This is a genomic window from Pedobacter faecalis (assembly GCF_030182585.1).
In the GTDB taxonomy this organism is placed as follows: domain Bacteria; phylum Bacteroidota; class Bacteroidia; order Sphingobacteriales; family Sphingobacteriaceae; genus Pedobacter; species Pedobacter faecalis.
Genome location: NZ_JARXOW010000001.1, coordinates 155,548 through 179,997, shown reverse-complemented (window position 1 = coordinate 179,997; position 24,450 = coordinate 155,548). Strand labels below are relative to the sequence as shown.

Here is a 24,450-nt window from a genome sequence, read left to right as displayed (position 1 = left end):
CCCTGCATAATCCTTAACTTTACGCTATGAATGAAAACCTTGATCCTTCTTATGAGCGACTGACACCACAGGAACGCGATATTGAAAGGGCTTTGCGTCCGCAGGCCTTTGAAGATTTTGCGGGACAGGAGAAAGTGATGGAGAATCTGAAGATTTTTGTTCAGGCTGCGCGGCTGCGCGGAGAGCCGCTTGACCATGTGCTTTTACACGGTCCGCCCGGATTGGGAAAAACAACGCTTTCCAACATCATTGCCAATGAAATGGGCGTGGGTATTAAGATAACGTCGGGACCTGTATTGGATAAGCCGGGCGACCTGGCTGGTTTGCTGACCAACCTGGAAACGGGTGACATTTTGTTTATAGACGAGATACACCGCCTGAGTCCGCTCGTCGAGGAATATCTGTACTCCGCGATGGAAGATTACAAGATTGACATCATGCTGGAAAGCGGACCGAACGCACGTTCGGTGCAGATAGGCCTTAATCCTTTCACGCTGGTTGGGGCTACGACACGGTCGGGCTTGCTGACCGCGCCACTCAGGGCCAGGTTTGGCATCAACTCACGTCTCTCCTATTACGACGCGAAATTGCTGACGAACATTGTATTGCGCTCGGCCGACATACTTCGCACACCGATAACGGAAGAAGGTGCGTACGAAATCGCGAGGAGAAGTCGCGGTACCCCTCGTATTGCTAACGCTTTGTTAAGGCGAACCAGAGACTTCGCACAAATTAAGGGAACCGGGAAAATCGATACAGAAATTTCCCGTTATGCCTTGAATGCACTGAATGTGGACGAGCATGGCCTTGATGAAATGGACAACAAGATCCTCAGCACGATTATCGAAAAGTTTAAAGGGGGTCCTGTAGGATTGAAGACCATAGCGACCGCTGTTGGCGACGATGAAGGCACCATTGAAGAGGTTTATGAGCCTTTTCTCATTCAGGAGGGCTTTCTGATGCGTACTTCGAGAGGAAGGGAAGCGACTGAAGCTGCTTACAGGCACCTTCAGAAGATACCACCTGCACAAACTGGCACCCTGTTTTAGAGCGCCTAATTTAGCGTCTGACCTTAGTTAGGGTCTACTTTAAAGAACATCCAGTAAAGCGCAAAGAGGATGATAAGCACAATCGGGATGATCCACTTTAAGGCCGGACCAGCTCCCCCGCTGTTGGATTCCTTTACCGCCTGCGGTGACGGACCGGGATCTGCCTCGTGTTTTGCATAGTCGTGCTCGATTGGTTTATGCGGCTTATTTGGGTCTTCTATGTGTTTTGATTCAAAGTTTTCCATGGCGTTTTATTTATTGTTAACTAATAAACACGCTGTTGTTTTAAAATGTTTTTGCCTGCAAAGGTCTATCTTTGTATGAATGGAGGCCGGACGGGAAAAATATAGCGCATTGATTAAAGAAGAAGCAGCACGTCTGGGCTTCACGCAGTGCGGTATCGCCAGGGCCGAATTTCTGGAAGAGGAGGCGCCGAGACTGGAAAAGTGGCTTACTGAAGGCAAACAGGGCAAAATGGGCTATATGGAAAATTACTTCGATAAACGCCTTGATCCGCGACTTCTGGTAGATGACGCTAAATCCGTGATTTCCCTGACGCTTAATTATTTCCCGGAGACAACTCAGACCGATCCGGGAGCCCCGAAAATCTCTAAGTATGCCTACGGCGCTGACTATCATCACGTGATCAAAGATAAATTGAAGCAATTGCTGGAGTTTATACGTGCGGAGATTGGCGAGGTAGGCGGACGCGCCTTTGTAGATTCAGCACCGGTGCTTGACCGGGCCTGGGCTAAACGAGCAGGCGTCGGTTGGGTAGGAAAAAGCACCAATCTGATCAGTAAGAAAAACGGCTCATTTTTTTTTCTTGCTGAACTGATTGTAGACCTTCCGCTCAGTTACGATAACGCATTCGACACTGATCATTGTGGCACCTGCACCCGTTGTATAGATGCCTGTCCGACGGAAGCGATTGTTTCCCCGTATGTGGTAGATGCAAAAAAATGTATTTCCTACCTCACTATAGAACTGAAAGAGGAAATACCGAATGAATTTCAGCATAAGATGGACGATTGGATGTTCGGATGTGATGTGTGCCAGGATGTATGCCCCTGGAACAGGTTCTCCGTTCCCCATCAGGAACCGATGTTTAAGCCCAACGAAAATTTACTTAACATGGGCAGAAAGGAATGGACAGAGATTACGGAAGAGGTTTTTCAAAGCATATTCAAAAACTCAGCAGTTAAACGGACTAAGTTTAAGGGCCTGACAAGAAACATTAAATTCCTGAGCAGTCCGGGTAACTGATCATTTTCCGAACTTCATTTTGAGCTGTTCCAGCATATCGTTTGTGACTTCAGCAGCCGGCTTCTCTTTTCTTGGTGTAGGATAAGCGGTTCCAGGCCTGGCAGTAGGCTGCTGTGCTTTTTGAGGAGCCTGCGTCTTGTTTTGGGCCTTCTTTTGGTTCCAGCGCTGCCAGATTTCCGTCAGCTTCTTCTTGGTGTATAGAGGAAAATCGCCCTGCTGCATCCAGGCGTAATAACTTGGTTCAATGTCAAAGACCTGCTCTACGGTCTTGCCTTTATGCTTCCCGAAATTAAAGATCTCTTGATCTTTATCGTTAAACACCATCCGACCAGCGAAGTCTACGCACTTGTTCATATTGGTGAACTGATGAAGGGCATCAACATCGTTTTTAACAGGTTTGGAAATATTGCCTTGCTTGTCTTCAAAATCAGCGTCCTGATACTTTTCTATCTGCGCCAGAAGCACCTGATAGGTGGCTATAATATCTGCTTCAGCAGAGTGGGCGTTAACAATGTCTTTATTGCAGTAAAACTTATAGGCCGCACGAAGGGTGCGCTGTTCCATTTGATGGAATATATTCTGCACGTCAACAAACTTTCTGTCAGACATATCGAAATCGACTCCAGCCCTCATAAATTCCTCTAAAAGCACAGGGATGTCGAACTTGTTGGAGTTGTACCCTGCAAGATCAGCATCGCCTATAAAATCAGCGATTTCGTGGGCCGCCTGTTTAAAGGTGGGCGCCTCGGCAACATCCTGGTCGTAAATGCCATGGATGAGCGAAGACTGCAAAGGAATCGGCATCTCCGGATTGATTCGCATGGTCTTGATGATTTCCGTTCCATCCGGCAAGGCTTTTAGGATAGCGATCTCTACAATTCGGTCGGAACCAACATTTACGCCGGTAGTTTCAAGATCAAAGAAAGCAAGCGGACGGATTAGATTTAATTTCATGAATAAAGTTTGTCAAACCAAAATTCGTAAAAAACATCCGTTAATTTTAATTTATTTCATATTCAGAAAAACAAACCTGCAAACGTTCCGGCGTTTATTTTAAAAGCTGCCCTTTTAAAGACCCGGCTTTAACCAGCGCTTTCTGGTATTGGGGGAGATTCAGATCGTCGACAATTACACCTCGCGTAGTAGATGCATGCACAAAATAGTGGTCATTTAAGTAAACCCCGACATGATCGACTGCCGACCCTCCAAAGGAAAAGAAAATAAGATCCCCTTCCTTGAGCTGCCCTAAACGTTTCTCTTCAATTACATCCGCCTGATCACGCGACCTGCGCGGAAGTGAGCGACCATAGATGTTCTTCTGCAGCAACAGAGCGAAGCCCGAACAATCTATTCCACTTTTGTCCAATCCTCCCAGCTGATACCTCACGCCTGTCCAATCGGTTATAAAGCGGTAAAGCTCCTTACTTTCAAGGTTAGCCATCGCATCGGCGATTTTTGGTGCGTTCACGTGGGGAGCTTTAGCAACATGTCGCCTTGAGCTACAGGAAGCAAGCACAACCAGCATGAATGCAAATAAGAATAAACGGTATAAGGTTGCTGTACTAGGTATTGTTTTCCTCATCTGCTCATTACTGTTTAACAAGTCGTTGAATTTCATCCAGTTTAAGCAAAGCCTCAACCGGGGTCAGGATGTTTACATCCAGATTGTTCAGCGTATCCCTGATCTTTACAAGCACCGGATCATCAACCGCAAACATCTGCAACTGGTAAGCCTGGTTCTGAACCTTTTTTATGCTGTCTTTGATGCTCTGACCCTCCGTTCTGTCTATCTCGAGCTTCTTTAATATTTCATTGGCCCTGTTGATCAGTCGCGGCGGCATACCGGCCATTTTAGCCACGTGGATACCAAAGCTGTGTTCGCTGCCTCCCGGAACAAGCTTACGGAGGAAGATGATCTTATTAGACACCTCCTTGATGGAAACGTTGAAGTTCCGCACCCGGCTCATGGTGTTTGCCAGTTCATTAAGTTCGTGATAGTGCGTGGCAAATAACGTTTTTGGTCTGGCCGAAGGATGTGTATGCAGAAATTCTGCGATAGCCCAGGCTATAGATATACCATCATATGTGCTCGTTCCTCTACCTATCTCATCGAGCAGGATCAGACTGTTGTCTGATATGTTGTTCAGGATACTTGCCGTCTCATTCATCTCAACCATGAACGTACTTTCACCGGAGGATAGGTTGTCGGAAGCACCTACACGGGTAAATATCTTATCTATTAATCCGATTGAGGCCGCTTTGGCCGGCACGAAACAACCCATTTGTGCCATAAGCACAATAAGGGCAGTCTGCCTTAGTATGGCCGACTTACCCGACATATTTGGGCCGGTGATGATGATTATCTGCTGCGTATCGTTGTCCAGGAACACATCATTAGTGATATATTCTTCGCCGATAGGAAGTCTCTTTTCTATAACCGGATGCCTGCCACCTTTTATATCAAGCACTTTCCCTTTGTGAACTTCCGGTTTTACATAGTGGTTCATCCCAGCCAGCCGTGCAAAACACAGTAACACGTCCAGACGTGCCACAAGCTGGGCATTGAGTTGAATCTGGCGGATATAAGCGGCAACTACCTGAACGAGTTCGCCGTAAAGGCGCAGTTCTATCTGTTGGATTTTTTCTTCAGCGCCGAGAATCTGCTCCTCATATTCCTTCAATTCAGGTGTGATGTAGCGCTCGGCACTAACCAATGTCTGCTTTCGGATCCAGTCGGCAGGAACTTTGTCTTTATGTGTGTGCGTTACCTCGAGATAATAACCGAAGACATTATTAAAGGCAACTTTCAAGGAAGGTATGCCTGTGGCAACGGCTTCGCGCTTTTGTATTTCAACGAGGTAATCTTTTCCACCGAAAGCTATCTTTCTCAGCCGGTCCAGATCTTCATTCACCCCGTCTGCAATCACGCTGCCCTTGGTGACTACCGCCGGAGGATCCTGACTTAGTTCTCTCTCTAACCGATTCCTCACGCTCAAACAAGGATCGAGCTGAGCAGCGATATTGGTTAAAAACGAGTTATTTGCCTTTGCTGCGATGTCCTTGATAGCTTCGATATGATAAAGGGCCTTTTTAAGCTGACAAAGTTCACGGGGGCCAACGCGAAGCAGCCCTACCTTGGAAATTAGTCTTTCCAGGTCGCCTATGACTTTCACATGCTCCATAAATTCCTCGCAAACATCTTCATGATTGACCAGGAAATCGACAACCTCGAGGCGTTCCTCTATAGGCTTTAAATCTTTGAGCGGCATAATGATCCACTTATGAAGCAGCCTTGCTCCCATTGGGGTCGCTGTATGATCCAGGGTTTCAAAAAGTGTAACGGCCTGATCATTTGCCGAGGAAACCAGTTCAAGATTCCTGATGGTAAAGCGGTCGAGCCAGACGTATTTATCTTGCTCCAGCCTGGAAATGGACGATATGTGCTTAAGATTGCGATGTTCAGTTTCGTTAAGATAATGCAGGACAACCCCTGCAGCCACGACGCCCGAGTAAAGTTTTTCTATACCGAAGCCTTTTAAGGAAGTCACCTCGAAATGTCTGGTCAGCGTTTCATGAGCGTAGTCGGCTGTGAATGCCCAATCATCCAAATGATAAGTATAAAACCTGTCGCCAAAACACGCAAAAAAATCTTTTTTCCTGGATTTCTGATAGACAACCTCGTTTGGTTTTAATCCTTGCAGAAGTTTATCAATGTATTCAGCGTCGCCCTGTGCTAGCATAAACTCACCAGTAGAGATATCGGCAAATGCAACGCCTACAGCATTTTTATCGAAATAGACCGCAGCCAGATAATTGTTCGACTTTTGGTTAACGATGTTGTCGCTATAAGCCACGCCGGGGGTTACAAGTTCGGTAACGCCTCGCTTCACAATGGTTTTGGTGGCTTTTGGATCTTCCAGCTGATCACAAATTGCCACTCTTTGGCCGGCCCTCACCAGTTTGGACAGGTAATTGTCGAGAGAATGATGCGGAAATCCGGCTAATTCCAGTGCGCCATTCGGACCTGTACCACGCCGCGTGAGCACAATGCCCAGTATCTGGGACGTCTTTACGGCATCCTCGCCGAAGGTCTCATAAAAGTCGCCTACTCTAAACAGCAACAGCGCACCAGGGTACTTTGCCTTAATGACATTGTACTGCTGCATGAGCGGGGTTTCTTTAAGTTTTGTGTTAGCCAAGTGGATTTCCTAGGTTCAAAATATCAAAGATACTATTTGAATGACTGACACAATGATTTGTTGAAAAGTTAAAAAATGTGAACAGGCTATAACCGGGCGATATAACTCAGGAAAAGTGTTATGGCCTCGCGCTTCTTATCGGTAAGCGGAAAATCCAGTTTGTTGGTAAGGTAATCTTTTACATCGATCCCCGGAGTTTCGGGAAGTCCGGCAATTACCTGATCGATATTTTTCACACCGAAGCCTAAAGCTTCATTAAACTCTGCCAGAAAACCGGGTTCAATCTGCCTATTGGCCACCCATGCGGCATAAACAAAAGGCAAACCGGTGAAGGTCATCCAGGCCTCACCCATATCATAAACATAGGGATAGGCCGATTTACTGTTGAATGTCCGGTCTCCGATCAATACTATAGCATCGGTATTTTCATCTCCGGCCAGAAACCGAACATCTTTTTTCCAGTAGAATTTCAAAAGAACTTTAGCCAGGTTATTTGAGGTCCTTGACTGCGGATCAAGTTTAACGGTCTGAATATTTTTAACGGGGACCTGACTGAAAATAAAAACGGAGTTAACGGCTCCGACGGATCCTATACAGTAATCGGAGACGATCTGTCCGTTCGGTACTTCAGGTAGAACGGCTATAGGCACCAAACCGATATCGACCTGGCTATGTATAAGCTTGCTGGCGCAATCTGCCGGGATATCAAGACTTAAATCAATTTTATCTGCAATAGGAGAGCGACTGATACCATACACAAAGGGTTTCGAGTTCGTGTAGGAAACTGCTGAAATTCGAATCTTATTCAAAAGTTTTATATTAAATGATCTGTGTTGTTGAAATCAACAATGCTGAACTTACCATCACTAAAAAGCACGCGGTAAAGTGTGGTATTTAAATGCGGAAAGTCGCCCATCTCGGATAGTGGCTTACCCACCAAATGGCAAAGTAATAATCGCATGGCCCGCCCGTGCATGCAGACCAGGACAAGCTTCTCCTCCTCGTGGCTCATGAGTACGTCCAGGGCCTCTTCTATGCGCTTAAGCACATCATTGGGACTTTCGCCGCCCGGGAAAGAAGCGTGGTAATCGCCCCCCTCCCATTTCTCCATTATACCGCGAAAGGCAGCAATTGCATTTTCGTCGTTTGGCTGACCTTCCCATTCGCCCCAGGCCAGTTCATCGAAGCCTTGGTGCTGTTCCCAGGGAATGCCTGCTGCTATAAAATTCTGGACGGTTTGGTGCGTTCGTTTTAATGTAGAGGTATAAATTTTATCGAAGGGAACCTGACTGTACTTTTTATAGAAGGCCTCTGCCTGCCCGCGTCCCGTCTCATTCAAGTCGCTGTTTATGCCCCTGCCCTGAACAATACCTAACCGGTTCAAATCTGTTTCACCATGCCTTATGATGTATATTTCTTTCTCCATCAGTTAATGACCGGAAGTTTGTAAAACTGAGGCTTTGCGTCTTCTTCAAATACCACATCGGAGTAGTCTTTGACCACATTGTACAAGGTATCGCGTTCAATGGGTTTCCGTTTTACCTGTTTGATCAGGTCGACAAGTTCTTTGGTACTCATGGCAGGATTCTGTTCTTCTGCACCCGCCATAGAATAAATCTTTGTAGTGTCATCGAGTGTGCCATCTATATCATCCACTCCAAAATTGAGTGATAACTGCGCGGTTTGCCTGCTGATCATCGCCCAATAGGCTTTAATATGATCGAAGTTGTCCAGATATATCCGGGCAATTGCATAGTTGCGGAGGTCTTCAATCACAGAAACCTCGGGAACACCACTCATTTGATTGTGCTGGTTCCTGAATTTAAGTGGTATAAACGTTTGAAACCCTCCGGTGCGGTCCTGCAGTTGCCTTAGCTGATCCATATGATCTACCCGGTGCTCAAACTTTTCTATGTGGCCATACAGCATCGTGGCGTTCGACCGCATTCCAAGCTTATGCCATTCTTCGTGGATGGCCAGCCATTGGTCGCCCGTACATTTATCTTTCGCGATCTGCGAACGGATATCAGGATGAAAGATTTCCGCACCGCCGCCGGGCAAGGATTCAAGTCCGGCCTCTTTCATGAGACGCATGCCTGAGGCATAGTCTGTTTTTGCCTTTTTGAAAATATAATGATACTCTACCGGAGTCAGAGCCTTTACGTGAAGTTCTGGCCGGTGCGCTTTGATCGCAGAGAAAAGTGCCGCATAAAACTGCAGGTCATATTGTGGCAGTACCCCGCCTACAATGTGAACTTCCGTAACCGGCTCGCCATCGTACCGCTTCACGATATCCATCATTTGTTCCATGCTCAGCGCCCAGCCTTCCTCCTTCTGCTTAATCAGCCTAGAGTACGAGCAGAATTTGCAGTCATACACACAAAGGTTGGTGGGTTCTAAATGAAAGTTCCGGTTGAAATAGGTCAGGTCTCCATGCTTATATTCCCTGATGAAATTAGCGAGCACACCCAGATAACCCAGTTCCGCTTTTTCGTAAAGATAAACAGCCTCATCAAATGTAATCCGCTCCCGGTCGCGGACTTTCCTGGCTATATTTCTATGCTCTCCGGGCAGACTGGCGTCTGATAGAAGCAAGTTCAGTAATGAAGTATCCATATGTTGTTTAACTCAACAAAAATAGGATAAAAATGCCAGGAAGATGTCATTACAGCAACATATGCTTGAGTAAGACTAACAAAAACGGGGATAATCGAATAGACTATCCCCGCTTCAAATTTTTCAGAATATCCTTAATTTGCGGCTTTGCTGAAGTTAAGGACGATGTATGCGGCACCGCTACCATATTCAACGGGCGACTTGATCACCATGGTATTGCCGTCGGCCGAAGCCAGCACTGTCCGGTATCCGGAACTGATATCTCTCGCCTTCTCTCCTTCATTCAGCTTCTTAAACTGAAACGTTTGATCGGCAGGACTGGCAGACCAGTAAATATTTTGTGTCTTGGCTGCGCAATTACTGCCTCCCGGAAGCGTATAGGTCCCGTTGCCACTATTGGTTAGCCGCCATGTGCTGCCAATAAAGCAGGTATGAGGCCCTTCATCAAAAAGTGATTTTACAGCAGATTGAGGGACACCTTCAAACGTGATGTCGTTAAGCACCCAGCTTCCGGTGATGTTACCTCTTTTTACTGTTGTATTTGTTCCTTTGGGAGAGCAGCTTTGCAATACCATCATTGAACTGCATATGATGGCAGCTAGTAACACTATTCTTTTCATATCTTCATTTTTGCTTTGCTAATTACATAAATCTTGCCAAACACCAGTAACTAACAAGTTTTCGGCTTAACTTTGTTATATGAAGCCAGAAACTATTGCCATTCATGGGGGTAATTTTTACAAGCCCAGCACCGGAGATGTGACATCACCAATCAATTTGTCGACCACCTTTTTCCGTAACGAGGACGGTGGCTATTCGGGTGGACATATGTATAGCAGAATAAGCAATCCGAACCGGACTGCGCTGGAAAAAGCGTTGTCGGCACTCGAAGGCGGGGCTGATGCCTGTGCTTTTTCCTCCGGAAATACGGCTGGTATGGCCGTTTTTCAGGCCTTGCCTGCGGGCAGCCACGTTATTGCGCCCGACGATATGTACTGGGGGTTCAAGAAACAGCTGCTGACCATGTTTAACGAAACACTGGAATTTGACTTCGCGGATATGACCTCGTCTGAGGCGATCGAATCCTGCATAAAACCGAATACAGCTCTAATATGGATAGAGACCCCATCAAATCCGCTGTTAAAGATCACCGATATCACTGCTACGGCGAAAATTGCAAAGCGGTTTGGTCTGATACTGGTTTGCGACAGCACATTCGCTTCACCCTGCCTGCAACATACGCTGGCGCTTGGGGCTGATATCGTGATGCATTCCTCTACCAAATACATCGGCGGCCATAGCGATGTACTAGGCGGTGCGCTGATTACGGCTACTCAGAATGAGTTTTGGGACAAAATCAGAAATATTCAGCAGGTTGGCGGCGCAGTGCCCTCGCCTTTCGACTGCTACCTGCTTTTGCGCAGTATTAAGACTTTGCCGTACAGAATGCGCGGACACTGCGATAATGGCCTTGCCCTCGCAAAATTCCTGGAACAACATCCGGCGATTGATGAGGTGTTTTATCCTGGCCTTGCCAACCATCCTCAGCATGAGATCGCAAGATCGCAGATGAAGGCCTTTGGAGGGATGCTTTCTGTACTGCTTAAGGGTGGCGCACAAAAAGCTAAAGCGGTGGTAAACAAGGTGGAATTGTTTGCCCAGGCGACAAGTCTTGGTGGTGTAGAAAGCCTGATTGAACATCGGGCGTCCATTGAAGGACCAGATACCAAAACACCGCAAAATTTAATTCGGATATCTGCGGGACTTGAACATATTGACGATCTGATTCGAGACCTGACACAGGCTTTAGGCTAAAAAAACGACTGAAACATTGATGCCAATTAATTGACTATAAGTCGTTTAAAAATATTTCGAAATATTATTTGGACGAATTGGCCGCGAAGTAGTACATTTGTCGTCGTTAGCGAGTAGCTAATCAAGTCAGCCTACATGGTTTGATTTATAAAGAAGTGGCGAGAGACAGGCTCTGAGACCCACTGGCAACCCTCCCCAACTGGGAAGAAGGTGCCAATTCCTGACCAAAGGCATGGTGCTATTTGGAGAGATAAATTGAAACGAAATGAAAACATTAAGAATTACTCCCGGATTATTCAGTGATCTTCACAGGCCTGCATGCATGTGCTTCGGCATGTGATCATTGAAAATCTTCCTCCTGCTATATCTTGTCATACGGAAGGCCCTGTACAGGGTACGAGAAAGTTACATCCCAGCGATAAGCCGCTTAGCTTAACCAATCATTAACCATAAAAAAATTTAAATATGTCAGCAAACCTTAAATTTGAAACACTGCAGGTACATGCAGGACAGGAAATAGATCCTACAACAGGGTCGAGAGCCGTACCTATTTATCAAACGACATCATATGGATTTAAGAATTCAGAACACGGCGCGAACCTGTTTGCGCTAAAGGAATTCGGAAATATTTATACACGCATCATGAACCCCACCAATGATGTGTTTGAAAAGCGGATTGCAGCACTTGAGGGTGGCGTAGCGGCCCTGGCAGTAGGTTCGGGACAAGCAGCGCAGTTCATAGCTTTAAACAATATCTTGCAGGCGGGCGACAATTTTGTCGCTTCATCACACTTATACGGTGGTTCATACAATCAGTTTAAGGTAGCCTTCAAGCGTCTGGGCATTGATGTGAGATTTGCTAACGGCGATGACGTTACAGATTTTGAAGCAAAGATCGACAGCGATACCAAAGCCATTTACGTGGAGACCATAGGCAATCCTGCGTTCAGTATCATAGATTTTGAAAAATTGTCTGAGATTGCCAACCGCCATGAACTGCCACTGATCGTGGACAATACATTCGGAGCAGCGGGCTATCTGTTCAAGCCTTTGGAGCATGGCGCACATATCGTGGTTCAATCGGCGACAAAATGGATTGGCGGGCATGGTACCAGCATCGGTGGCGTCATTGTAGACGGAGGAAATTACAACTGGGGCAATGGAAAGTTTCCGCAGTTTACAGAGCCTTCCGAGGGTTATCACGGATTGGTATTTAATGATGTCTTTGGCATCGGGGGTCCTTTCGGAAATATACAGTTTATCATTCGTGCAAGAGTGGAGGGATTAAGGGACTTTGGTCCGGCCATATCGCCGTTCAACTCGTTTTTACTGCTTCAGGGCTTAGAAACATTGTCGCTTCGTGTTCAGCGACATGTGGATAACGCGTTAGCCCTGGCAACCTGGCTGGAAAGCCATGAGGCTGTAAGCTCAGTGAGTTATCCTGGATTGCCGGGCAGTAAATATCATACTAACGCAAAAAAATACCTTAAAAATGGCTTCGGCGCGGTTCTTTCCTTCGAATTGAAAGGAGGCAAGGAATTGGCAACCCGGCTGGTGGACAGCCTGAAGCTGGTAAGCCACCTGGCCAATGTGGGCGACGCGAAAACACTCATCATCCAGCCTTCTGCTACTACCCATCAGCAGCTTAGCGAATCGGAACAGGTGGCAGCAGGCGTTTTGCCTAACCAACTTCGCGTGTCTGTAGGTATTGAGCACATTGACGATATAAAGGCGGATTTTGAACAGGCGTTTGCGGCAATAAAACTTTAATACGGAGTTCACAGGAATGACAAATACGGCGACGCATCGTTATAAAGAGACCTTCAAACTGGAGAATGGCAAAGAGATTAACGACCTTACGATTGCTTATCAGACTTATGGCCAGTTGAATGCGGAGAAAGACAATGTGATCTGGGTTTGCCACGCGTTAACCGCAAATTCAGATGTCCTGGACTGGTGGAAGGGTTTGTTTGGTCAAAATGACTTATTTAATCCGGAAGAGCATTTCATTGTATGTGCCAATGTGCTGGGCTCCCATTATGGGACCACCTCCCCATTAAGTATCAATCCGGCTACCGGTCAGCCTTACTACCTTTCGTTCCCGGAGTTTACGATCAGGGATATTGTGGCTGCACACCGCATCCTTACTGATCATCTGGGCATTGGAAAAATTAAGGTACTGATGGGTGGATCTTTAGGAGGTCAGCAATCTCTGGAATGGGCAATCACAGAAAACGACCGGATTGAAAATCTGGTATTAATTGCCACCAATGCTATACACTCGCCCTGGGGTATTGCCTTCAATGAAAGCCAGCGCCTTGCTATTACGGCCGACCGGACGTTCTACGCTCAGCAACCGGAAGGTGGTTTGAAAGGCTTAAAGGCTGCGCGAAGTATCGCGCTGCTCTCCTATCGCACTTACGATGCGTATACGGCTACTCAACTCGAAAGCGTAAACGACAAAACGGACAATTTTAGGGCCTCCTCTTACCAGAACTATCAGGGTGAAAAGCTGTGCAAACGCTTCAATGCCTATAGCTACTGGTACCTTACCAAGGCGATGGATAGTCACAACGTAGGACGCGGGAGGCGCAGCGTAAACGATGCACTTCTGGAAGTGAAGGCAAATACTTTAGTGATCGGCATTGAAAACGATATCTTGTTCCCGCTTTCAGAACAAGAGTTTTTGGCTAAATCTATTCCTGATGCTGAATTTCAGCCCCTGAAATCTGCGTATGGCCATGATGGCTTCCTGATTGAGACGAACGTGCTCACAAAAATGATAGGCACATTTTTAAAAGAGCATGCAGATAAAAAGATAATTAAATTACATAAAACAGCTTAATTGATTCATGAGCAAAAAACTTAAGATTGGCCTGTTTGGTTTTGGCGTGGTCGGACAAGGACTGCACGACATTATCCGCGGACAGGAACTTAACCTGGAGATTGTTAAGATAGCAATTAAAGACCCTTCAAAAAAACGCATATTAGATGCGCACCTTTTTACGACCGATCATGACGAAATTTTAAACAACCCAGAGATCAATACCATTGTAGAATTGATTGACGATGCCGACGTTGCTTTTAATATTGCAAAAAAAGCACTTATGAGCGGAAAGAACGTTGTATCGGCAAACAAAAAGATGATTGCGCATCATCTTGCGGAACTGGTCCAGCTTCAGGCAGACCACGGTACGTCGCTGCTATATGAAGGTGCTGTATGTGGTAGTATCCCAATAATCAGGAATCTCGAAGAGTATTACGACAACGAACTTCTGCACGGCATAAGCGGAATATTTAATGGTTCGTCGAACTATATCCTTTCCAAAATATTTAATGACGGACTGGAATATGGCGTAGCACTAAAGCAAGCTCAGGACCTCGGGTTCGCTGAAACGAATCCGATATTGGATGTCGGCGGATACGATCCTAAGTTTAAGCTGGCCATTGCGACCGCTCATGCTTACGGCTTGTTTATTAACCCGGATAAGATCTTGAACGTTGGTATTCAAAACCTGTCTGACAACGACATTCGTTATGCGAGAGAGAAAAATTTCAGGATAAAGCTGGTACCAACAGCCAGGAAGATCAGCACAAAACAAATCGTGACTTACGTGCTCCCTAAGTTTGTTAAATCTGACGATTTTCTCTTTAACGTCGAGAACGAATATAATGGTGTGACCGTTCAGGCTGCCTTTGCGGATAAGCAATTTTTCTTTGGAAAAGGTGCTGGTGGTCACCCAACCGGCGCAGCAGTGTTATCGGATATTGCAGCCTTGCGGTACGACTATCGCTACGAGTATAAGAAATATCATCAGCACAATGGTTTGATACACACAGACAACGTCGACATTGAGGTTTACCTGCGTTACACGCATGAGTATACTATCGAGAAGCTTGGCATTAAGAACATCGTGGAACGTTTCGTTCGCGACGATTACAAATATGTGATCGGAAATGTAAATCTAAAGAGCCTGCTCGCAAATCGTGACTTGTTGGAGCAAAAGGACATTTTTATTGCTCATACAGGAAGGTATACATATACCGACGAGCAAATAAAAGCGGTTGTTGAAGAGGCTGTGCTGGCGAATTAACAACTAGGCCATAAAAAAGCCCCTTGTGGATCAAGGGGCTTTTTTTATATCTCTAAAGCTTATATCTCACGCTCTATATCCCAGTTCTCCAGGTAATCCGCCACCCGTCGTACAAATGAGCCGCCTAATGCGCCATCTACCACGCGGTGATCATAGGAAAGTGATAAATACATCATATGACGGATGGCTATGACATCCCCAAACTCAGTTTCCAGCACTGCTGGTTTTTTCTTAATGGCTCCAACAGCCAATATAGCTACCTGAGGCTGGTTAATGATCGGTGTGCCCATGACATTCCCAAAGGATCCTATATTTGTAAGCGTAAAAGTTCCGTTTTGCGTTTCATCCGGCTTCAGCTTTGAAGCCCTGGCCCTGAGCGCAAGATCGTTCACAGACTTGGTAAGCCCGACAAGATTGAACTGATCCGCGTTTTTTATCACCGGTACGATCAGGTTTCCTGAAGGCAAGGCTGCCGCCATTCCGATATTGATGTCTCTTTTTCTAACGATCTGTGATCCGTTAACGGTCACATTTATCATCGGGTAATCCTTGATGGCCTTAGTCACTGCCTCGATAAATAACGGTGTAAAAGTTATTTTCTCCTTTTCACGCTGCTCAAACGTCTTTTTAACCTTCTCCCTCCACAAAACCATATTGGTGACATCCGCCTCAACAAAAGAGGTTACATGGGGCGATGTCTGTTTGCTCATTACCATATGATCAGCAATAAGCTTACGCATACGGTCCATCTCAATGATCTCTTCTCCAGCGGAGAGCGATGTCGAAACAGGTGCTCTTACCGGAGCCTCGGCGCTTGTATTCAAAACCGGAATGTCTTCCTGAATGTTTTTGTTATGCTGAACTTGACTGCCTTGCCTTTGACGGATGTAAGAAAGCAGGTCGTCCTTAGTAAGACGGCCTTCAGATCCGCTGCCAGGTATATGATCAAGTTCCTCGTTGCTGATGTTTTCCTCCGCCGCAATGCTCTTCACCAAAGGGGAGTAAAACCTTTCAGATACCGCCTTTACTCCAGGTATATCGTTAAGCGGCGGGAGATCAGCTGGCAGATCGTCTTCTGTTTCTTCCTGTTTTACCGGCGCACTAGTTACCTCAGCTTCGATCTCAATAATGGCTAAAATATCGCCCACCTGGGCCACCTCATCTTCCTTAAACAACTGCCTCACCAGCTTACCCGACACCGGAGAAGGAACCTCAGAATCTACCTTATCTGTCGCTATCTCGAGAACTATATCATCCACTTCTACCGCGTCACCTGGTTGCTTTGCCCATTTAATGACGGTGGCTTCTGCAACACTTTCCCCCATTTTTGGTAACAACAATTCGTATTGAGCCATTTTTTATTTCATGATTGGTATTGCAGGCAAAAGTAAAGTATTTTGAACACTTAAACCTAATCAGGGCCAAGTTCATTCAAAATCATACCTAAAGCGGCTACTGCAGAGCGTTCTATATTTTGCGTCCGCTTGTTTCCAAAAGTAAAAAGCCGCGCAACAACCTGCTGCTTGTTAGCTACCGCTATCCAAACGGTACCGACAGGTTTTCCCGGACTCGCACCATCAGGCCCTGCAATTCCGCTCACCGCAACAGCATAGTCCGTGTTAAACGTGCGGAGCGCTCCGGCAGCCATCTCGGTAACGGTCTCTTCGCTAACCGCCCCGTATCTTTCCAGGGTTTGCTCACTTACACCGAGTATCTTTATTTTCAATTCATTGGAGTAAACAACTCCACCACCCTTATATACAGCCGAACTTCCTGGATGCTGCGTAATCAGATGACCGATATACCCGCCGGTACAGCTCTCAGCAGTTGAAAGTGTCAGTCCCCGCTTCTCCATCGTATTCAGCATGGCTTTCTCAAGTGCAATATCTTCTAAGGCAGCTACATGCTTCTTCACCCGCTCCGCGATGCGCTGTGTGAACTCCATGATCTGACGGTCAAGAAGCACACCTTCATATCCGCTTCCGCTTAAGCGGAGGCGCACCTGACCGAGCCGCGGCAGGTATGCAAGCTTGATATGTTCTGGCAGATCGTTTTCTATATCAGCTATTGCCTCGGCCAGAAAGGACTCGCCTATCCCATAAGTCAGAATCGTTTTATGTACAATATGGGGCAGCTTGAACAAACTGACCAGCCTTGGAATGATCTCCTCCTCCATTAAATACATCATTTCAAACGGTACGCCAGCCATGGAAACAATAATACGCCCATTGTTCTCAAACCACATGCACGGGGCTGTGCCCTGCTTATTCTGAATCACAGTACACCCCTCCGGCACATCGGCCTGGCCCATATTCGAATCGAGCATAGGTCGCTTTAACCGCTCAAAGAAGGTCCTGACATGTTGTAGCGTCTGCTCATCCCTACGCATTCCCATGTTAAAATACCTGGCAAGGGTGATTTTCGTTATATCATCTTTTGTGGGGCCCAACCCACCAGTAATCAATATTATGCCTGCGCGCTTTTCAGCTTCAGACAAAGCATCGATAATATGATCGGCCTGATCCGACACTGATGTAATTTGCTTTACCGCGATGCCCGCAAGATTGAGCTTTTGTGCCATCCAGGCAGAATTGGTGTCTACAATCTGGCCGATAAGAATCTCATCACCGATCGTTATTATTTCAGCTGTCATACTAGAAACGGGTGTAATAATTTTTCCGCTTACTCAGTTTTAGATCCTGCAACACAGAAGCCTTTACCTTTATATCGACTGAATAAGATTGGTACTGACCAAATGGAACCCAGCTAAAGCTCATGTCCCAGCAATGTAGATCGCGGTAAATAGAAAAAGAGGTTTGTGAAAAAGTATTGGCTTTAAAATCCCATCCCGAATTGAATTGTACTTTCCATTTCGGCGTGATATTAGCATCGCCGTTGAAATTCAACGTATTGGTGATTGAGCCGTTCCGCCCTACTTCATCTGTGGCATATTGGAAACTGTAGCTGAATGCAAAGTTCCACGGAATATTAAAGTCTACAAACGCATTCGGATCTCGGCTTACCCTGGCAAGTGCTTCTGCCTGTTCTTCAGTGATCCCTCGTTGTTGGGCAATCTCGTTGACTTCATCAATATTCTCGTTTCGTCGTTTCAACGCTTCGGGATTTAGACTGTAGTCGAAAGAAAAACCAAAGTTCGTGAGACGAGGCAAGCGACCCGCCTGCCAGGTATATCGATCTACCAAAACAGGTGTTTGCACACCATTAACAGTCTGAATTTCGACCTGGTAAGGGTTCAACGTACCATTATAATTGATGCCTAGCTTCTCCGTAAACTGCGATCTGCCGCTGAAGTTAAGTCTTGACAGTTTAAAATTCTCCGCTAAAAAGTTATAAGATCCACTGATACCCAGACCCTGGATAATTGGAATCTTTTTCTCGCCTTTGCCTGTGGTATCTTTAGGCGTAAGAACCTTTGCTTCAACTGTGTTATCTAGCCCGAAGGATATTGATGCGTTTCGGCCTAATCCTGGGCCACCGTACAAGGTGCCTTCGAAGATGCTATATTTGACTGGCTCGCCACGTGAGTCGCGTACCTGGGAGCCGTCCTCATATTGCGCGATCTTATAATACCCTCTGCTAGGATCGGAGAAATCAGGTGTGTAGCCGAAACTCACGCGGGGCGTCATTACATGTCTTAAGGCCTTAAAATTTCCGAACTTGGTAAATTGGGCGGTGCTATAAACTTTTGTAGAAAGCCCCATGTTGAGGTTATATTCCCCATTGCGTTTAAATCCAGGAAGGGTATCTATACGTTGCACGTCCGATCCGTTTACCACCCGGGTATAGGTCTTATTAATTGTCTGAAATGCCCATCTCTCCGTATAATTCACTCCGGTGTTAAAGTTGAAGTAGTCAGCTATCGTAAACGCCATATTGATTGGGATCTGATGGTTAACGCCATTTTGAAATTTGTTCAATGATGACCGCTTAAACAATTCGCTTTCTATCGTGGTAATGCTGTTGCTGGCTTGCATGTTATAACCAACGGTAATCTTCTGATACCATTTTTGCTCTCCAACACGATCTGGAGAGTCGAAGGGGCTGAAAGTAGGTACCGACAGGCTCATATCGGGCAAACGGAGGCTTACAGTCTGGTTTTGTGTTTCCTGGGCGGCATCGGCCGCTAAACTAAGGTTTATACCGCTGTCGAAAACCCGGCCATATGAAATACTTGAACGCAATGTATTCTGCGCTATCCGATCAAAATCGTAACTGGTTCCCCCTGCGGTATTCCGGTTATAGCTGCTCGTTCCGGCGTTTACTGAGGCTGAAAATGTAGTACCCGGGCGCGCATTCGGATTCTGATTATGACTCCATTGAAGATTGAAGTCTTTTCTGGGATCATACTCAGGAGTACCTTCCAATCCGTATCGGGAGTTTGCATAACTGAAATTGATATTACCGGTATACTTGTAACGTTTGATGTAGTTGGTCGCAACGTTAAGGTCGTATGAACCCCGGGTGTAGATAGTACCTGTTATACGCGCATCCCAGTAATCGCTTAATCCAAGATAATAACCCCCATCCCGTAAAAAGAACCCACGGGTGAAATCTTCGCCGGGTGAAGGAAGTATCACACCAGAAGACCGCTTGTTCGGCTTTGGAAAAAAGGCAAAAGGTAGACCAATGGGCAATGGCACGTCCTCAATTTTCAAATACACCGGACCGGTAATGATCTGATTTTCTGTAACGATACCTTTCGTGATATGTATACCAAAATGCGGGTGGGGCAGGTTGCATGTACTATAGGTTTGCCCCTGACTATGAATTTCATCGTCTGGCTGCTTCTTTGCACGGCCTCCCGTAAAAAACCCACCCTCCTGCTCCGTGAAAACGCCCCATATCTGGGCCTCCATAGTCTCGGTATTATATCTTAGCGAGTCGGCCATTGAGGTACTTTGACCTTCCATTTTCAGAATTGGGCGCCCTACATACTTACCGCCCGGCGTCCAGGAGCCACGCGCAAAAAGCTGGTTCGTGCGACGGTTGTATTGGATATAATCTGCGTCAAGTTCAAAGCCCTGATAGGTCAAACGTGCTTTCCCGTAAAGATGCACAATATCATTCACCGGGTCCACCCGGGTCGAATCTTCAGCCCGGTGTTCAACTTTCTGACTGGCGGTTGTATCGGCAGCCCCTGTTTGTACGTTATTAACCTGGGGATTAGCTCGCTTTATGGTATCAATTTTGGTCGTGTCCTGTTGCCAAAAGGATTCAGAAACAGCGTAAGAGCGTTTACTAACCGAAGCTAATGAAACTGTTAAACTAAGAAAAATGATGTACCGTAAAAGTTTCAAATTCGTGGTGAATAGTTATTTTTGCATTAATGTTTAATCCAAAACGTTCAAAATTAATGAAAAATATGCCATTGCTTAGACCAAATAAACTTTTGGTCATATTTATTTGCATTTTTGGACTTACATTAACTGGTAATCAAGCTTTTACACAGGAATACAAAATCAAAACTATCGTACTTGACGCTGGTCACGGCGGCAAAGATGGGGCTACCCGCGGAGTTTATTCCACTGAGAAAGATGTGGCGTTGAAGACGGCGCTCCGTTTGGGTGCAGCAATTCAGGAAACCCTGAAAGATGTGAAGGTTATATATACCCGTACCGACGACACATTCGTTCCCCTGTATGAGCGTATTGGCATGGCGAATAAGGCGCACGCAGACCTGTTTATTTCAATACATTGTAACGACATGCCGCTGATTAGGACAACTCAGGTGACAGGCTATAAAAAGAACAGTAAGGGAAAACGCGTTCCGATTACGCGTGCAGTCTACAAAAAAAGCACTTCCACCCGTGGCGTGGAAACCTTCGTATCGGGTATGGGCCGACTGGACGAACAAGATGAGGTGATTAAACGCGAAAATGCTGCTATATTCCTTGAGGAGAATTATAAAGAAAATTATGAGGGTTTTGACCCCGACAATCCTGAAAGCGCAATCATATTGTCCCTGTTAAAGAATACTTTTCGTACTCAGAGCTTAAGGTTAGCAAAGCTAATCCAGAATGAATATGTTAGCGTAGGGCGGGTTAACCGCGGCGTACAGGAAAAGAGCCTGGCAGTGCTTGCCCGTGCCGGAATGCCTGCGGTACTTACCGAAATTGGCTTCATCAGTAATCCGGAGGAAGAAGATTATATGAACTCCGAGGCCGGACAAATTGAAATAACAAATAATTTACTTAACGCAATCATTAATTATAGGAAAAACCTGGAAGGATAATTACAGAACATTATGAGATTGAAAAAAGCCGTACAATTTTTGCCGTTACTTTTAGTATTTTACTCATTTCAAAGCGCTTTCTCACAATCATATAAAGTAAAAACCATTGTTATTGATGCCGGACATGGCGGCAACAAACCCGGTGCCCGGGGCAGTTTTTCTGTGGAAAAAGACGTCGCCCTGGAGGTGGCGCTTAAGTTGGGCCGGAAAATTGAAGAGGAACTCCCGGACGTAAAAGTGCTTTACACCCGTAAAACGGATGTAGATGTAGACTTCTACAAACGGGCTGCTCTGGCAAATGACAACCATGCCGACCTTTTCATTTCCATCCACTGTAATTCCATGCCAAACAGGCGGGTGATCACCGGATACAAGCGGTTGAAAAGCGGAAAAAAAACACCGGTATACGGTTATGTTAAGAACACCACAACAAGAGGAACTGAAACGTTTGTAGCCGGTTCACACCGTTTAAACGAACAGGACGCCGCTATTCGTGAAAATGAGGACATTAAGCTCGAAAAAAACTACAAGGAAAACTACAACGGCTACGATCCCAAAGATCCCGAAACATTTATTATCTTATCTTTGTTTAAGAACTTGTTTAGAGACAAAAGCTTAAAGCTTGCCCGTCTTATTCAGGATAATTACCGGAATGACGATAAAAGAGTTGATAGAGGAGTAAAGGAACAGGGGCTGTTGATCCTACAGCGCTGCGGACTGCCCGCAGTACTTACTGAGATAGGATTCATATCTCACCCCGAGGAAGAAAAGTATATCAACTCTGAGGCTGGCCAGGCTGAAATTGTGAACTCAATTTTTAAAGCGATTAAAACCTATAAAAAGGAAACCGAGGTATAGCACAACGCTTCCTGAGCTGAGCATTCAAACCATATAAATTAACACTAAATGAAGATAAAAAACGAAACAAAAGTTGGTATACTTGCGGCCTTTTCCATTGCCGTTTTAATCATAGGTTATAACTTTTTGAAAGGTAACTCCATCTTTAGCAGCGAGACAGTTTTGTATGCCAGATATTCCCGTGTAGAAGGACTCGCCGTATCTAAGCCCGTACTTGTCAACGGTTTCCAGATTGGTCGGGTCGACGAGTTGCAACTGCAACCCGATGGCTCTATACTTGCTACACTGAAGATTAAAGGCAAATACGAGATTCCCCGTACCAGCATTGCACGTTTGGAAAGCACAGATCTTTTAGGCAGTAAAGCTATAGTAATGGAGCTTGGACCGGGAAGTAATTTTGCAGTTGACGGGGATACGCTGAATGCCAATGTAGAGAAAGGGCTAATGGAAGCGGTACAGCCAGTGCAAAAGAAGGCCGAGGTAATCATCGGAAAAATGGACTCCATCCTGACCAGCGTAAATGCTATACTGAACCCAAATTTTCAAAGGAATGTCGACCGAAGCTTCACAAGTATAGCAGCAACCCTTTCTTCACTTGAGGCCACTTCAAAAAAGGTAGACAATCTCGTTGGCTCTGAAGGTTCGCGCATATCGGCCATATTAGCCAATGTTGAAGCAATTTCTGCCAACCTCAGACAAAACAATCAGAAAATTTCAGGGATCCTGAATAACATCAGCAGTGTTACCGATCAGGTTGCAGCGTCAAACTTCAAACAAACGATTGACAATGCGAATAAAGCTATGACTGATCTTCAGTTGATCGTAGGCAAGATAAATAGCGGAGAGGGCTCCTTAGGTTTGCTGATCAATGACAAGCAGATGTATGAAAACCTGAATAATGCTTCTAAAAATCTCGACGCCCTCATGATCGATTTGAAGCAGAACCCTAAGCGGTATGTTCATTTCTCTGTTTTCGGTGGCGGCAACAAAGATTAGCGCGGCTTAGATAGAAAAGGTATTACCTTCAATAGCCAGTTCAGTTTGTTCGAATACTGACCTGGCCTCATCCAACAAAGGCTGAAGCACCTTGTATCTGGAGGAAAAGTGCCCGATAAGCAACTTCCGGGCTCCTGTGAGCTCCGCAATCTGGGCCGCCTGCAAAGCAGTGGTGTGATGAGTTTCGTTTGCCCTGCTTAGCATCTCGTGCAGAAAAGTAGCCTCATGATACAACGTATCGCAGTCCTTGATATTGGCGAAATAAGATTCATCCATAAGGGTATCCGAACAATAGCAATAACTTTTAGGCCGGTCAGGATCGGCGGTATAATCGCTGTTTAAAAAGACTTTCCCATTTGGCAAAGTAAGGTCAAGCCCCCGCTTTAGCAATGGGTAGTATTCGACAGCAACGCCCTCGGCCTCCAAACGGTCTACCAGCAGGCGCCTAAGCCGCTTCTTCTGATTAAATCTGAACCCTGTACATGGAATGCGATGATTCAGTACAAAGGTCTCGACACTCAGGTCTGAATTTTCAAATATCAACTCAGCCGTCTCAGTGTTCGTGGCATGAAAATCTATCTGATAACGCAAAACAGTCTCTGAGTGTAAGAATTGCAACTGTAAAATCTCCAGGAGTGCCGGCGGACCAAACAAATGCAAGGGTTTTATTCTGCCATTCAGGTGCAGACTGGACAGGAGGCCAATCAAACCAAAATAATGATCACCGTGCAGATGACTAATAAAAATATAGTCTATCTTACTCGCCTTAAAACCGTACCTGATAAGTTGTTGCTGTGTACCTTCTCCACAATCTATCAGATAAAATTTCTCATTACAGTTCAGCAGTTGCGCCGTCGGATTTCTGTTGTAAATTGGTGTTGCAGAGCTGCTTCCCAGAATGGTCACTTCAAACTTCATCATCAGTATCTCTACCCCCCAGCAACTCCCGTTCAATCTCATTCATGAAGATGAGGTCTTCCGCCTCTTCCATCCTGCCAACAATGGTCAGCGACTCATCCAGGTTTGACAACTGAACAATACTACTTAGATTTTCGTTCAGCCCTGTGACAATGAATAAGCCGTTCTGCTTTTTACACAGGCGGTCGCCAGCAAGCAAGCAACTCAAATCCTGAGCATCATCGCAATGTTTTACGGCCGATAGATCCAAAACGATATTGCTGTATCCCTGACTGTTCAGCGCTATAACTTCCGACTTCAACCGGGGAGTATTGTCGTTAGTTAACGCAGGCTCGTGAAGCTTCAGAACGACGTACTTATCATGTCTATCAAGAGAGAACTCCATA

The 24,450-nt window shown here is 45.8% G+C and carries 22 protein-coding genes and 1 riboswitch; of the genes, 9 read left to right on the top strand and 13 right to left on the bottom strand.

Annotation, left to right across the window (positions count from 1 at the left end):
• The first annotated feature begins 26 nt into the window (after nt 1–26).
• Nucleotides 27–1,049, top strand: a complete 1,023-nt coding sequence (gene ruvB, locus QEP07_RS00800; protein ID WP_256006609.1) for a Holliday junction branch migration DNA helicase RuvB — start codon at nt 27–29, stop codon at nt 1,047–1,049.
• A 23-nt stretch (nt 1,050–1,072) separates the two neighbouring features.
• Here ruvB and QEP07_RS00795 read toward each other — a convergent pair whose 3' ends face one another.
• Entirely contained in the window at nt 1,073–1,294 is a 222-nt protein-coding gene (locus QEP07_RS00795) for a hypothetical protein (protein WP_256006611.1), read from the bottom strand.
• 79 nt (nt 1,295–1,373) lie between these two features.
• Here QEP07_RS00795 and queG point away from each other — a divergent pair, with 79 nt between their 5' ends.
• Nucleotides 1,374–2,315 (top strand): tRNA epoxyqueuosine(34) reductase QueG, encoded by a 942-nt coding sequence (queG, locus tag QEP07_RS00790; RefSeq protein ID WP_285008081.1) that lies wholly within the window; start codon nt 1,374–1,376, stop codon nt 2,313–2,315.
• Here the strand turns inward: queG and QEP07_RS00785 are convergent, their stop codons facing one another.
• From QEP07_RS00785 to QEP07_RS00755, 7 genes are all read right to left on the bottom strand, one after another.
• Nucleotides 2,316–3,269 (bottom strand): 3'-5' exonuclease, encoded by a 954-nt coding sequence (locus tag QEP07_RS00785; RefSeq protein ID WP_285008080.1) that lies wholly within the window; start codon nt 3,267–3,269, stop codon nt 2,316–2,318. It abuts the gene before it with no gap.
• A 94-nt stretch (nt 3,270–3,363) separates the two neighbouring features.
• Nucleotides 3,364–3,933, bottom strand: coding sequence for a C40 family peptidase (locus QEP07_RS00780; RefSeq protein ID WP_285008079.1), 570 nt, complete (start codon nt 3,931–3,933; stop codon nt 3,364–3,366).
• A complete protein-coding gene (gene mutS / locus QEP07_RS00775; protein ID WP_437126682.1) occupies nt 3,905–6,514 on the bottom strand; it encodes a DNA mismatch repair protein MutS in 2,610 nt (869 codons plus the stop codon). The genes QEP07_RS00780 and mutS overlap by 29 nt, the downstream gene beginning before the upstream one ends.
• Nucleotides 6,515–6,600: 86 nt before the next feature.
• Nucleotides 6,601–7,323, bottom strand: a complete 723-nt coding sequence (locus QEP07_RS00770) for a menaquinone biosynthetic enzyme MqnA/MqnD family protein (protein WP_285008078.1) — start codon at nt 7,321–7,323, stop codon at nt 6,601–6,603.
• Between the two features lie 5 nt (nt 7,324–7,328).
• Nucleotides 7,329–7,940 (bottom strand): histidine phosphatase family protein, encoded by a 612-nt coding sequence (locus QEP07_RS00765; protein WP_285008077.1) that lies wholly within the window; start codon nt 7,938–7,940, stop codon nt 7,329–7,331.
• Complete coding sequence (gene mqnE, locus QEP07_RS00760; protein ID WP_285008076.1) at nt 7,940–9,130, bottom strand: aminofutalosine synthase MqnE; 1,191 nt, start codon at nt 9,128–9,130, stop codon at nt 7,940–7,942. The genes QEP07_RS00765 and mqnE overlap by 1 nt, the downstream gene beginning before the upstream one ends.
• Nucleotides 9,131–9,264: 134 nt before the next feature.
• Nucleotides 9,265–9,750 (bottom strand): lipocalin family protein, encoded by a 486-nt coding sequence (locus QEP07_RS00755; RefSeq protein WP_256006624.1) that lies wholly within the window; start codon nt 9,748–9,750, stop codon nt 9,265–9,267.
• A gap of 79 nt (nt 9,751–9,829) precedes the next feature.
• Between QEP07_RS00755 and QEP07_RS00750 the strand changes: the two genes are divergently transcribed.
• The 4 genes from QEP07_RS00750 to QEP07_RS00735 all read left to right on the top strand — a co-directional run bounded on the left by QEP07_RS00750 (nt 9,830) and on the right by QEP07_RS00735 (nt 15,039).
• Nucleotides 9,830–10,945, top strand: a complete 1,116-nt coding sequence (locus QEP07_RS00750; RefSeq protein WP_285008075.1) for a trans-sulfuration enzyme family protein — start codon at nt 9,830–9,832, stop codon at nt 10,943–10,945.
• A gap of 142 nt (nt 10,946–11,087) precedes the next feature.
• Nucleotides 11,088–11,202: riboswitch (SAM riboswitch) on the top strand.
• Nucleotides 11,203–11,410: 208 nt separating this feature from the next.
• Nucleotides 11,411–12,715 (top strand): O-acetylhomoserine aminocarboxypropyltransferase/cysteine synthase family protein, encoded by a 1,305-nt coding sequence (locus QEP07_RS00745; RefSeq protein WP_285008074.1) that lies wholly within the window; start codon nt 11,411–11,413, stop codon nt 12,713–12,715.
• A 16-nt stretch (nt 12,716–12,731) separates the two neighbouring features.
• The gene (locus tag QEP07_RS00740; protein ID WP_285008073.1) at nt 12,732–13,790 is read left to right on the top strand and encodes a homoserine O-acetyltransferase family protein; all 1,059 of its coding nucleotides are present in this window, start codon (nt 12,732–12,734) and stop codon (nt 13,788–13,790) included.
• Between the two features lie 7 nt (nt 13,791–13,797).
• The gene (locus QEP07_RS00735; RefSeq protein WP_285008072.1) at nt 13,798–15,039 is read left to right on the top strand and encodes a homoserine dehydrogenase; all 1,242 of its coding nucleotides are present in this window, start codon (nt 13,798–13,800) and stop codon (nt 15,037–15,039) included.
• 59 nt (nt 15,040–15,098) lie between these two features.
• Here the strand turns inward: QEP07_RS00735 and QEP07_RS00730 are convergent, their stop codons facing one another.
• The 3 genes from QEP07_RS00730 to QEP07_RS00720 are packed head-to-tail and all read right to left on the bottom strand — an operon-like array spanning nt 15,099 to nt 20,357.
• A complete protein-coding gene (locus QEP07_RS00730; RefSeq protein WP_285008071.1) occupies nt 15,099–16,394 on the bottom strand; it encodes a dihydrolipoamide acetyltransferase family protein in 1,296 nt (431 codons plus the stop codon).
• Nucleotides 16,395–16,450: 56 nt separating this feature from the next.
• On the bottom strand, nt 16,451–17,692 hold the full coding sequence (locus tag QEP07_RS00725; protein ID WP_285008070.1) for a competence/damage-inducible protein A: 1,242 nt from the start codon (nt 17,690–17,692) through the stop codon (nt 16,451–16,453).
• Between the two features lies 1 nt (nt 17,693).
• Nucleotides 17,694–20,357, bottom strand: coding sequence for a putative LPS assembly protein LptD (locus QEP07_RS00720; RefSeq protein ID WP_285008069.1), 2,664 nt, complete (start codon nt 20,355–20,357; stop codon nt 17,694–17,696).
• Nucleotides 20,358–20,422: 65 nt separating this feature from the next.
• On the opposite strand from QEP07_RS00720, the gene QEP07_RS00715 reads away from it, so the two are divergent.
• Genes QEP07_RS00715 through QEP07_RS00705 form a run of 3 tightly spaced genes read left to right on the top strand, consistent with a single transcriptional unit; the run spans nt 20,423 to nt 23,146 of the window.
• Nucleotides 20,423–21,292, top strand: coding sequence for an N-acetylmuramoyl-L-alanine amidase family protein (locus QEP07_RS00715; protein ID WP_370687732.1), 870 nt, complete (start codon nt 20,423–20,425; stop codon nt 21,290–21,292).
• A gap of 12 nt (nt 21,293–21,304) precedes the next feature.
• On the top strand, nt 21,305–22,150 hold the full coding sequence (locus QEP07_RS00710) for an N-acetylmuramoyl-L-alanine amidase family protein (RefSeq protein ID WP_285008068.1): 846 nt from the start codon (nt 21,305–21,307) through the stop codon (nt 22,148–22,150).
• Nucleotides 22,151–22,198: 48 nt separating this feature from the next.
• Nucleotides 22,199–23,146 carry an MlaD family protein gene (locus tag QEP07_RS00705; RefSeq protein WP_256006650.1) on the top strand — a complete coding sequence of 316 codons (948 nt, stop codon included), beginning with the start codon at nt 22,199–22,201 and terminating at the stop codon, nt 23,144–23,146.
• 6 nt (nt 23,147–23,152) lie between these two features.
• On the opposite strand, the gene QEP07_RS00700 is transcribed toward QEP07_RS00705, so the two are convergent.
• Both QEP07_RS00700 and QEP07_RS00695 read right to left on the bottom strand, forming a co-directional pair.
• Nucleotides 23,153–24,064: a ribonuclease Z gene (locus tag QEP07_RS00700; protein ID WP_285010716.1), complete on the bottom strand. Its 912-nt coding sequence runs from the start codon at nt 24,062–24,064 to the stop codon at nt 23,153–23,155.
• Nucleotides 24,054–24,449, bottom strand: coding sequence for an STAS domain-containing protein (locus tag QEP07_RS00695; RefSeq protein WP_285008067.1), 396 nt, complete (start codon nt 24,447–24,449; stop codon nt 24,054–24,056). The genes QEP07_RS00700 and QEP07_RS00695 overlap by 11 nt, the downstream gene beginning before the upstream one ends.
• Nucleotide 24,450: the final 1 nt, after the last annotated feature.